This is a genomic window from Burkholderia sp. IO2, from assembly GCF_029522185.1.
Lineage (GTDB): Bacteria > Pseudomonadota > Gammaproteobacteria > Burkholderiales > Burkholderiaceae > Burkholderia > Burkholderia cenocepacia.
Genome location: NZ_JAKWFH010000003.1, coordinates 204,080 through 214,852, shown reverse-complemented (window position 1 = coordinate 214,852; position 10,773 = coordinate 204,080). Strand labels below are relative to the sequence as shown.

The following is a 10,773-nucleotide window of genomic DNA, read 5'->3' as shown; positions in this document are numbered from 1 at the left end:
CCGAAGCGATGGTGCGCCCGGCGAGTGCATCGCTCCTCGGCCTGTCAACTGATACACCCGCTTTGCGCTTCGCCCCATGCAACACCTCCTCGATTAAAGGTGTTGCGACGACCGGTTGAATTCGCCCATGGCGATATGGAAGTAGATTTCAGCTGGACATTGGGGCTTCAATTTGCGCCGATGCCGCCACCCTGACAGTCCGCTGGTTAGCCTAGGCAGCGGGCCCTGATAGTGCCGGGACCGGGCACAGGCCCGCGCATTGTTGGTGTTTGTGGACAATGCGACGAGCCGGTTCGGATGCGGTACTTCACGCAAACTGAATCGACCTTCAGCTGCTTCGGAGCGACGTGAGCAGGCATCGAGCGGCGCGGCAAACCGGGGTCGGCCACTGACACGGTTCAACGGACAGACAAACGTTTGAGTCGAACTGATTTCAATCGGCGATACAGAGCCAACCCGACGGGAAAACCCGTCTACAAGACGGGTTTGGGTCAGTGCTTACCGGCTGCTTGAATACCCTCGTGTTCCCGCCATCGTTTGCGCGGGTCCGACAGCGAGGGGGCAGATCATGCGCGTGAACGACAATATGGACCAGATACCGGTGCGCGGCCGAGCCGAGGGTGCGACTGTCATTCGGACGGCCGGTACGCCCGTATTGATGATATGTCGACGCGATAATATCAGCGCGCGCCGCACGAGCGGAGATGGGCGATGACCACTCAAGACTTCGTGGCGATGGCTCAGCAGTGTGCGCCTGCCGTCGCCCCGCAGACGTTGGCTGCCATTGTACGAATCGAATCGGGATTCAATCCCTACGCTATCGGTGTTGTCCATGGCCGTTTGGTGAGACAGCCTCGGCGCGAGGACGAAGCGATCGCCACGGTCAAGGCATTGCCAGCGGCGGGGTGGACCTACAGCGCCGGCCTCGCGCAAATCAATCATGACAACTGGTCTCGTTACGGATTGACCGCGAGGACCGTCTTCGACGTCTGTCGGAACCTGAGCGTTGGTGCGGCTATTCTTCGGGCATGTTTTCTGCGGGCTCGCCCTATTCATGTCCATCCACAAGAGGCGTTGCGCGCTGCGCTGTCGTGCTATGCGAGCGGGAATTTCGTAACCGGTTTTCGCGTCGGATATGTGCGACGGATTACGGAAGCAGCGGCGTCGGGCGACACTTTCGTTCCTGCGCTGACGTCATCTGCAAAGCCGATTCCGGTGATACGCGACCGTGTGACTGGGTCTCGGGCTGAGAGCCGCGGGCGCTCGACTCCTGTGTCTCCTCCATCCTCGAACCCGAACGACGATACAGCGCGAAACCAAAATAACGGTGGAGTCGAAGGCAGTGCCGTTATTTTCTGAGCAAGGAAGGTGGAATTCGGCTGGATGGAGTGCATTATGAAATCTGTATTCCTAATTAACATAAGCGACGTGAGACTGAGAAAAACGTGTGTTGCGTGGATCTCGTCGAATTGGCGCCGCATTGCAGTGCTCGGCGTGCTCGTCATGGCAACCCCTCCGGCATCTGCACAACTCAGTCAGGTCAATACCTTGCTGATCACTATTCAGAACACGTTGCTCGGTGTGGGCGGGGTGGTGTGTTCGATTTCCATCATCTGGGCCGGCTTCAAAATGATGTTTCAGCACGCCCGGTTTGGCGATATCGCGCATGTTTTCATCGGCGGCCTTTTCGTTGGCTGCGCAACGGTTATTGCTGGCATGTTGATTCCGACGGCCTAACGTGAACACGGAGCTGATTGTGAACACACTCTCTGATCCCGTATTCAAAGGCTGCACGCGGCCAGCGATGCTATGGGGCGTTCCACTTGTACCGCTGTTGATGGTCGCCGGCGGCATGCTGATCCCGGCAATCTGGGTATTGATGGCGAGCGCGCCTTTGGGTGTCGCAATCGTACTGTTGATCATTCCCGTGTTCGCGACGATGCGCATGATTACGCGTCAGGACGACCAACGTCTCGCTCAGCGCATGCTACGCGTGAAAATGAGACTGTGCCAGCGCAACCGGCGCTTCTGGGGCGCGCATGCCTATGCGCCGACCCGATTGAAGGCGCGAGGGTGACATGAGCACACCGTCGGCACACGCAACCCTCGTACCGCGCGAAGTGGTGCTCGCAGATTTCATCCCATTTTCGTCGCATGTCACGGACCGCGTGATTCGCACACGCGAGGGTGACTATATACAAATCTGGAAAATTCCCGGGATTGCATTCGAGACGGCCGATCCTGCCGATATTCTCGCGCGCCATGTCACCTTCAATCAGCTGGTGCGCAATCTGCCGGGTGGCCACGTCGCGCTATGGACGCATCGGCTACGGCGGCGTACCGCGGACAGGTTCGAGACGACCTATCTCAACCGATTCTGTCAGGACTTGGCTGAGCGCTACTACGCGAGCTTTGCCGGTTACACGATGATGACCAACGAGCTCTACGTGAGCGTCGTATATCGTCCTCACCGGACGCGATTGGGGCGGCTGTTCAGCCGTGCAGCACGCCGTACAGTTGACGACATTCAGCGCGATCAGCAAGACGCATTGCGTGCGTTGGCCGATATCGCCGCGCAGATCGAGACTGGTCTCAAACCGTGGTCGCCATGCGCGCTCGGTGTGTATGAACGCCGCGATCCATTGACCAAGCGGCTCTGTCGCTATTCCGCCGCGCTCGAGATGCTTGGTTACCTAGTCAACGGAACGTGGGAGGCGGTACCGGTTGGATACGGTCGAATTTGCGACACTTTACCAACCTCGCGCCTGTTCTTCCACCGTGAGAAGCTCGAGATCCGCACACCTACGCGCACCCGCTATGCGGCGTTGCTCGACCTGAAGGACTATCCGGAGCAAACCGAGCCAGGCATGCTCAATGGATTGCTCTACGGCGACTTCGAGTACATCGAAACGCAAAGCTTTACCGTGCTTGACCGTCCCAGTGCCAAGGAGGCGCTCGAGCGCCAGCGCAACCAACTGATTGCGGGAGATGACGTTGCTGTCTCGCAAATCGAGGCAATGGATCAGGCCGCGAATGATCTCGTTAATGGCGATTTCGTTTTGGGGGAGTACCACTACACGTTGGCTGTGCTGGGAGATACCTTGGATGAGGTAGTGCGGCATGTCGCTCAAGCACGAACGAAGCTTGCAGACGCCGGCTTCCAGAGTGCGCTCATTGATCTGGTCGCCGATGCTGCGTGGTTCGCGCAGTGCCCCGGCAACTGGCGATACCGACCGCGAGAGGCGAAGCTCACATCACGCAACTTTTGCGCGATGGCCAGTTTGCATAATTTCGCGACTGGAAAGCGAGAGGGTAATCCGTGGGGCGAAGCTATCACGATTGTCAAAACGCCCAGCGGGCAACCGCTCTATCTGAATTTTCACGCGACGCCCGAGAAAGTCGACTCAAACGACGAGAAGGCGCTTGCAAACACGCAGATCATCGGCCGAGCCGGTGCAGGCAAGACTGTGCTTGAACTGTTTCTGCTCGCGATGGCAATGAAGTACGGTGTGATGGGCGTGCTCTTCGACAAGGACCGAGGAGCGGAAATCGGGATTCGCGCCATGGGTGGTCAATACACGGTATTTCACCGTGGTGAGCCCACCGGCATGAACCCGTTCCAGTTGGAAGCGGACGAGGCGACACACAGTTTTTGGATACGTCTCGTGTGCAAGCTGGTCGACAACGGAGTACCGCTGTCCGCGAAGGATGAGCTCGATATCTCTCGCGCGATCCGGGAGGTTGCACGCATGGATCGATCGCTGCGTCGGTTGTCCATGGTCAGGCAACTGTTGCCAAACGTTGGAGATAACAGTCTTCATGCGCGGCTTGCCAAATGGTGCGCCGGCGGGCGCCTCGGGTGGGTGCTCGATAACCCGGTTGACCGGATTGATCTAGATGCGCACCGATTGTTCGGTTTTGACGACACAGAACTGCTCGACGATCCGGAGGTATGTGCGCCACTGACGATGGTGCTGCTGCATCTGACCGAACGCCTGATCGATGGGCGGCGTTTCATCTATGTGATGACGGAGTTCTGGAAGCGCCTGCGCGACCCGGTGTTCAGCGAGTTTGCCAACGACAAGCAAAAGACCATTCGCAAGCAAAACGGCCTAGGTATTTTCGATACCCAGTCCCCTGCGGATGTGCTTAGCAGTCCAATCTCTCGTGCGCTTGTAGAGCAGACGGCTACATTTTTCTTCCTCCCCAACCCGAGCGCAGACCACGATGATTATGTCCACGGTTTCAAGCTGACCGAAGCAGAATTCAACATTGTGAGACGCATGGGTGAGCACAGCCGGCTGTTCTTGGTCAAGCAGGGTCATCGTTCGGCAATCGGGCGACTCGATCTCTCGGGAATGGGCGACGTGCTCGATGTCCTGTCGGGCACGTCAGACAATGTTGCGTTGCTCAATACGATCCGGGCCAAGGTCGGGGACGACCCCGATGTGTGGTTGCCGCGCTTTCATGATGCCCTGACTGCTCGCCGGCGCCAGACGAGTGCGTTTCAAACCGCATTGTCGAGCACCGCTACACACGTGCAAGGTGGTGTTCTATGAATGGCCTCTTCAGCGCGGTGGGCGGTACGCTCGAAAATGGTATGCACACGTACGTAAGCGATGCATCGTCTGCGTTGTCGTCCGCGTTAGTACCCGCGGCTACCACGGGAGTGGTGATCTGGGTTCTCGCGTATGGCATGGCAGTGATTCGCGGAGAGGCACACGAGCCGGTGCCGGCATTTGCGTGGCGAGGTATGAAAGTCGTCATCACGCTCGCGTTTGCGCTAAGTGCGGGGCTGTACCAGTCCCAGGTCGTCAGTGCCGTGAGCGAGACGACAACCGGCGTCGCCCAGGCAATTCAGACAGCAGCCGTTCGTACCGGCGCAGGAAATGGTGGATGCGGGTCAGTAGAACAAGCGAGCGAGGCAAGCGAGCATGCTGTGGGCATTTACCGGACGCTCGATTGCTATGATCGGCAGCTTAACCTCGTGGTCGACGCCTATTTCGACAAAGCGACCCATGAAGGTCTGAGCATGAGCGGCATCGTCGCAGGTATCGGCGACCTCGCTTGTGGTCTGGTTGCCGCCTTCGGGGGCGCAATCTTTCTGATGGTGCTCGGCGTCGAAGTGATGATGGCACGCATGCTGCTCGACCTCGTACTTGCGCTGGGTCCCATATTCATTGCGTGTGGAGCATTTAGTCCTACTGTTAGATTTTTCGAAGCTTGGACTGCCAAGCTCGTGAACTATGCGCTGTTGCAAGTGTTGGTTGCGGCTTTTCTTGGTCTCGCGCTCGCAGCGTTCTCGGCCAACCTCGCACCGTTTCAAGTAACGACTGCTGATCCGGACGCTTCTGCCGATGCGTTGGCCGCTGCCGCCCGTCAAGCACTTCAAGCAAGCGCCCCGTGGGCGGCGGCTTTCGGCATGTTTGTTACATCCATGCTATTGGCGACGATTGGGTGGCAGTTGCCGGCTGTGGCTTCGGGGCTTGCGGGCGGTGCGACCGTCTCAGGCTTTGGAGCGTTTGTCGCCGGCTACGCATCCAGACAGGCGGCAGGTGCGCTGGCCTTCGCACTGCGCAGTGCAAACCGAAACGCGTCTTCCGGCGGTCGAATATCTAGGCCTGGCGCATTGGTGAGCGCCGTTTCGCCGCATCCTCCCGCCTATCAACGGGCTGCACGCGAGCAGCTTGACCGTGCGCACGACTGAACAGGAAGCGAAGCCATGAAGCGATACCTATTCACGCATGTACTGATGAGCGTCATTGTCGCGGGCTCGGCGTCGTTTATTGAGCCGGCGAAAGCGGAAATCTATTCGGTCTATGACGAAAAGAACGTCGCCCAGGCGATCGCGATGGTCGGGCAGCTCAAACAACAAGTGCAGCAGGAGATGGCGTTGTACCGCTCAATGAGCGGCGCGCGCGGCTTTGGTGCGTTGCTGGATAGACCGGGGGTGGTCAATGCGTTGCCGGGCAATTGGCAAAGCGTGTATGCAGCGATTCGCGAGGGAGGGTATGCCGGATTGACTGGTCCGGCCCAGGCGCTGCGTGCGCAAAGCAAGCTCTACGACTGTGAAGATCAGCATGGCATCGATCAGCGAATTTGTCAGCGTGCATTAAACAAGCCATTTCAGGATAAGGCACTTGGCCTGCAGGCATATCAGACCGAGCTTGCCGAACTCGACCGGATTGAACGTCTGATGCGGCACATCGATACGACACGGGATCCGAAGGGTATCGCGGAACTGCAAGCACGAATCCAGTCGGAGAGTGTGGCGGTCGGAAACGAAATGACGAAGTTGCAGATGTTCAAGATGCTCGCGGAAACCGAGGATCGCTTGATTACCGAGCAGCAGACTGAACTGCTTCTTAAGCGAGCGGGCAACACGCGGCGACTTCAGGATCAGATGGTGCCGATCACGTTTGGTCGATAAGGAGAACTGCAATGACGCGACGCCGGATGATATGCGTGCTTATCGGGCTGAGCATGTCGATGTCCGGATGCAGCGGTGTGCCGTCCAGGCTCGTGCTACCCGATGGAGCTCACCGCGTACCGGTCAATCAGCAACTACCGGTGCCGCCGGGGGCGAACCTGCGGCTGGATGGAGCTTGTCCGTGAACGATCAAAGCGATTATCGGCGTGCGCTTGATTTTGAGGCGTCGCTCACCGCGTTGCAGGCATGCTCCGAGCGTCGCGCATGGCAAGTGGCGTTTGCCGCCGTTATTGTTGCGGTCGGTTCGGTAGCGGCGCTTGCCGCGATGATGCCGTTTTATCGCGTGGTGCCGTTGCCTATCGAGGTGAACAAGCTCACCGGCGAGGCGCAATTCATCGAGGTGCTCGACGCAAAACACGTGCCGCTGCGTGAGATCGAAGATAAGCACTGGGTCGAAGTCTATGTACGCACTCGCGAGCGCTACGACTGGGGACTGTTGCAAATGGATTATGACCGTGTCCTGGATATGAGCGACGAATCGGTCGCGCGCGCATATCGTCAAATCTATAGCGGTCCGAACGCGTTGGATCAGCAACTGGGCGCTTCAGTTCAATACCGCACCCGAATAGTATCGACGACGCTCGTGCCCGACGAGCCGGGACATGCTGTTGTGCATCTCGAGCGCACGGTGCGCAAGAACGGCATCGATACCGGTGAGCCAGCAAAGCGCTTTGTGATTACGCTCGCCTTTACCTACCGCCCCACGGTGCTGGTGCGGGAACGTTCGGCCATCGAAAATCCATTCGGCTTCAAGGTGACGGCGTACAGCCGAGATGTGGAGGATACGCCACCTGCTCCACAGCCCGGTGCAGGAGCTGGCCGATGAAGACGCTCGCGACCATGGCGATCCTGTTGGCGTGCTTTGCGGCGCAAGCAGTCGACGCACACGTCATGCCGGACTGGACGCACGATGCCAGGGTGCGCAAAGTGCGTTATGTGCCGGACGAAGTCGTGCGCATTATCGCGCAGCGCGGCTTTGCCACCCACGTCGAGCTGGATCCGACCGAGCACATTCTTGTGGTTGCGCCAGGGGACCGCGACGGTTGGTATGTGGTAGCCAATCGGGGTGACCATGACGTTTATCTGAAGCCGAAACTCGCCGCTCATGACACGAATCTGATTGTCCGGACCGATCGGCGCAGCTACAGCTTTGATCTTCTCGTTCTGCCCCTGAAAGCACGCTTTGGCAACGCGCACGAGATGTACCGGGTAAGTTTCGTGTACCCGGACACCGCTGCGTCGGATGCGTTTATTGCCGCGCGCTTGGCGTGTTTGCAGAAACGGCTGTCTCAGCCGTCTGTCGTGCGTAACGCCGCGTACTCGATGCAGGTCATGCCACATGCAGAGGATATCGCACCGTCCGCAGTATGGGACGACGGTCGCTTTACGTACATTCGAATCCCCAACAATCGTCGTATACCCGCGATCTTCCGAATCGAGGACGATGACACCGAACGCGTGGTGGACAAGCACATGGACCGTGATGTGGTGGTCGTCCATGAGCTTGCTCGCCGACTCGTGTTGCGTCTGGGCGATGAGGCGGTTGGTTTGTGGAACGACGCATTCGACATTGATGGTGTCGCGCCGCGGCACGGTGTGACGGTCGACGGCGTGCGCCGCACGCTGCGGAGTCGCGAACATGACTGAGGACACTTCGCCCAACAGCGCAGCGACGGACGACAGGATCCGTCGCAACAGCTCGGCAGATATGGATACAGGTATGGGATCCGAATCATCTGTCATGCTCGATCGCGGCATGCCCAGCCTGGATGGGTTCGGGCGACGATCGTTCATCAACTGGCTAGTACCGCTCGCGATCATCGTACTTGCGCTAATAGGCGCGGTCTGGACAGTTCATGGTGTGCTCGCTCACCGAGACGAGGCTGCGCGTGCGCGCCGCAGTGCGCTCCATGCGCGAGGCGCACACGAAAAGGTGTTCGACGAGGTGCCGGCACTTGCCGAGCCTGCATCGGCTGCTGCTATGCCTATACCGGCGCCAGCACCGGCCGCGGTACAGCCTGCGCCGTCCAGTGATCGTGCTGCTCCGTTACGCAGCTACTACGACGCGCCGTTGCTTGCCGTTGGGGCCAGCAATGGGCAAATGGCAGACGCGAGCGAGAGTGAGTCAGCTTCCCCCAGTATTTTGCCCGTACATGCGGACCAGCAGCCGTCGAATGCGACTGCCGGTATGGCCGAGGAGCGGGCGAAACCCTTCTCACAGCCGCTGTCTCAGGTGCTCACGCCGACGCGCATGCCAAAGATGATGGCAGCGTTTATCGGCAACCGCAGTTTGCTACTCGCTCAGGGCACAAAGATCGATTGCGCGGGCGACACCGCGTTCGATTCCACCCAGGCAGGTATATCGACTTGCACGGTCGCACGTAACGTCTATTCCGACGACGGGCGCGTGGTGCTGATCGAGCGCGGCTCGCAAATCAATTGCGAATATCGTGCGAATCTTGCGCCTGGGCAACGACGTGTATTTATTCTGTCAGCACGAATTGCTACGCCGCACGGGGTAGCCGTACAGATCGATTCGCCGGTAGCCGACGCACTGGGCCGCATGGGTATGGATGGATCGATCGAGAATCACTGGGGCGCGCGCGTGGGCGCGGCGATGATGCTCGGACTGAGCCACGATGCGATCGGTTATCTGGCCACGCGCGGCAGCAATGGCAACGGCACGATTGTCTACCAGAACACACAGGCGCAAGGCAGCGACATGGCCACACGCGTACTCGATCAGACCATCAATATTGCCCCGACGCTCAGGCAACATCAGGGTACCGAGTTTACGATTGTCCTTGCTCGCGATCTGGACTTCAGCTCGGTTTATGCACTGGAGCCGGAGGGGGTGCGATGAAGGCGTTCGACGCAACACGTCAGCCGCAAACCGATCGCGTAGCCGATGCGATGTCGGTATTGCCCGATGATGCATCGGTGACGGAGCTGATGCGTTCATTCGCACCGTTGCTCGACGACGAAGCCGTAACGGAGCTCGTGATCAACCGACCACAGCGTATTCTGACCGAAACCCATCGCGGGTGGCAGGCACACGATTTACCGGAACTTGATTTCGAACGACTCATGGCGTTCGCCGTGGCGATTGCCACATTGACGAATCAGGGCGTCTCGACCGAGCATCCGCTGCTTTCCGCGCTATTACCGGATAACGCGCGCCTCCAACTCGTGGTGCCGCCCGTGGTTCCGCCGCGGACGGTATCGATCACGATCAGGCGCCCGAGCGCGGATGAAAAGACGCTTGAGTGCCATCGTGCCGACGGCATGTTTGAGGACACGGTTTGGAGACACGTCGGCGGTCTCGGCAAGACAGGCCTAGCGTTGCGCGGAGCCGATCGGATGCTCGTCGAGCGGCTCGAAGCGCGTGATTTTTCCGCCTTCTTTGAAAGCGCCGTGCGAGCACGCCGCAATATTGTCATTGTCGGCAGCACGGGCTCCGGCAAGACGAGCTTTATGCGCAGCTTGTGCCGATACCTGAGCGCAACCGAGCGCATCGTGACGATCGAAGACGTACGCGAGCTGTTCATTCGGCATCTCGAAAACTGCGTCCATCTCCTCTATAGCAAAGGCGCTCAGGGGCGCGCACACATAACGCCTGCAGATTTGATTGCCTGCGCCATGCGCATGCGTCCCGACCGGGTGTTGCTTGCCGAGCTCCGCGGGGCGGAAGCGTACGACTTCCTGAAGCTTTTGACCACCGGGCACGCCGGCTCGATGACGAGTTTTCATGCGTCCAGTGCGGGCATTGCCATCGAGCGTTTTGCGCTCATGGCGAAGGAGCATCCCGAGGCAGCTGCCTGGGACATTGCTTCGCTCAAGCGTGTGCTGCGCTTGACCATCGACGTGATCGCTCACATGGAGGCGCAGCCCGTATTGGACTCACACGGTGTGCAGGTCGGCAAACGCTGGGCGATGACCGAAGTCTGGTTCGACCCGCGCGAGAAGGCTGCCATCGAGTTTGGCCCAACCGAGAGGTGCTGCGATGCATGACATGTCCGGGACGCTTGCTCCAGTGTGGCGTGTGACGATTCTTACGCTTGCCATCACGATCGGGATATACGTCGGATTGGCCGCAGCCGAATGGTTAGCCTCGTGCATGCTATATGCAAGCATGCACCGCAATCCCATTCGCGCAAGCTGGTCAACGTGGCTTGATGCATTAGTGGCATGGTACGACGGCCGTCTTCCGAATATGGGGAGACGTGTGGCCGGTGCGGGCCTCATGGGGTTGCTTGTCGCCTTCGGCGGCCCTGCGCTTGCCG

Annotated in this window: 10 protein-coding genes; all 10 read left to right on the top strand. The window is 59.1% G+C overall.

Going from position 1 to position 10,773, the window contains the following annotated elements:
- The first annotated feature begins 711 nt into the window (after window positions 1-711).
- The 10 genes from MMB92_RS03360 to virB11 all read left to right on the top strand — a co-directional run bounded on the left by MMB92_RS03360 (window position 712) and on the right by virB11 (window position 10,501).
- Entirely contained in the window at window positions 712-1,359 is a 648-nt protein-coding gene (locus MMB92_RS03360; protein WP_277562517.1) for a lytic transglycosylase domain-containing protein, read from the top strand.
- A 24-nt stretch (window positions 1,360-1,383) separates the two neighbouring features.
- Window positions 1,384-1,737, top strand: coding sequence for a TrbC/VirB2 family protein (locus MMB92_RS03355; RefSeq protein WP_077177727.1), 354 nt, complete (start codon window positions 1,384-1,386; stop codon window positions 1,735-1,737).
- 19 nt (window positions 1,738-1,756) lie between these two features.
- Window positions 1,757-2,077 carry a VirB3 family type IV secretion system protein gene (locus MMB92_RS03350; RefSeq protein WP_080323868.1) on the top strand — a complete coding sequence of 107 codons (321 nt, stop codon included), beginning with the start codon at window positions 1,757-1,759 and terminating at the stop codon, window positions 2,075-2,077.
- A 1-nt stretch (window position 2,078) separates the two neighbouring features.
- Window positions 2,079-4,559 carry a VirB4 family type IV secretion/conjugal transfer ATPase gene (locus tag MMB92_RS03345; RefSeq protein ID WP_080323867.1) on the top strand — a complete coding sequence of 827 codons (2,481 nt, stop codon included), beginning with the start codon at window positions 2,079-2,081 and terminating at the stop codon, window positions 4,557-4,559.
- Window positions 4,556-5,707 carry a type IV secretion system protein gene (locus MMB92_RS03340; protein ID WP_277562516.1) on the top strand — a complete coding sequence of 384 codons (1,152 nt, stop codon included), beginning with the start codon at window positions 4,556-4,558 and terminating at the stop codon, window positions 5,705-5,707. Before MMB92_RS03345 ends, MMB92_RS03340 begins: the two co-directional genes overlap by 4 nt.
- A gap of 15 nt (window positions 5,708-5,722) precedes the next feature.
- Entirely contained in the window at window positions 5,723-6,430 is a 708-nt protein-coding gene (virB5, locus tag MMB92_RS03335; protein WP_059781567.1) for a P-type DNA transfer protein VirB5, read from the top strand.
- A gap of 181 nt (window positions 6,431-6,611) precedes the next feature.
- Entirely contained in the window at window positions 6,612-7,316 is a 705-nt protein-coding gene (locus MMB92_RS03330; RefSeq protein WP_077177731.1) for a type IV secretion system protein, read from the top strand.
- A complete protein-coding gene (locus MMB92_RS03325; RefSeq protein WP_077177732.1) occupies window positions 7,313-8,137 on the top strand; it encodes a TrbG/VirB9 family P-type conjugative transfer protein in 825 nt (274 codons plus the stop codon). Before MMB92_RS03330 ends, MMB92_RS03325 begins: the two co-directional genes overlap by 4 nt.
- The gene (gene virB10 / locus MMB92_RS03320) at window positions 8,130-9,353 is read left to right on the top strand and encodes a type IV secretion system protein VirB10 (protein ID WP_080323866.1); all 1,224 of its coding nucleotides are present in this window, start codon (window positions 8,130-8,132) and stop codon (window positions 9,351-9,353) included. Before MMB92_RS03325 ends, virB10 begins: the two co-directional genes overlap by 8 nt.
- A complete protein-coding gene (virB11, locus tag MMB92_RS03315) occupies window positions 9,350-10,501 on the top strand; it encodes a P-type DNA transfer ATPase VirB11 (RefSeq protein ID WP_212266459.1) in 1,152 nt (383 codons plus the stop codon). Before virB10 ends, virB11 begins: the two co-directional genes overlap by 4 nt.
- The last annotated feature ends 272 nt before the right edge of the window (window positions 10,502-10,773 follow it).

What these genes read in the sequence shown, in the direction of transcription:
- MMB92_RS03345 (WP_080323867.1), top strand. Translation starts at nt 2,079, where the DNA reads ATGAGCACACCGTCGGCACACGCAACCCTCGTACCGCGCGAAGTGGTG.
- MMB92_RS03340 (WP_277562516.1), top strand. Translation starts at nt 4,556, where the DNA reads ATGAATGGCCTCTTCAGCGCGGTGGGCGGTACGCTCGAAAATGGTATG.
- MMB92_RS03360 (WP_277562517.1), top strand. Translation starts at nt 712, where the DNA reads ATGACCACTCAAGACTTCGTGGCGATGGCTCAGCAGTGTGCGCCTGCC.
- virB5 (WP_059781567.1), top strand. Translation starts at nt 5,723, where the DNA reads ATGAAGCGATACCTATTCACGCATGTACTGATGAGCGTCATTGTCGCG.
- virB10 (WP_080323866.1), top strand. Translation starts at nt 8,130, where the DNA reads ATGACTGAGGACACTTCGCCCAACAGCGCAGCGACGGACGACAGGATC.
- MMB92_RS03325 (WP_077177732.1), top strand. Translation starts at nt 7,313, where the DNA reads ATGAAGACGCTCGCGACCATGGCGATCCTGTTGGCGTGCTTTGCGGCG.
- MMB92_RS03355 (WP_077177727.1), top strand. Translation starts at nt 1,384, where the DNA reads ATGGAGTGCATTATGAAATCTGTATTCCTAATTAACATAAGCGACGTG.
- virB11 (WP_212266459.1), top strand. Translation starts at nt 9,350, where the DNA reads ATGAAGGCGTTCGACGCAACACGTCAGCCGCAAACCGATCGCGTAGCC.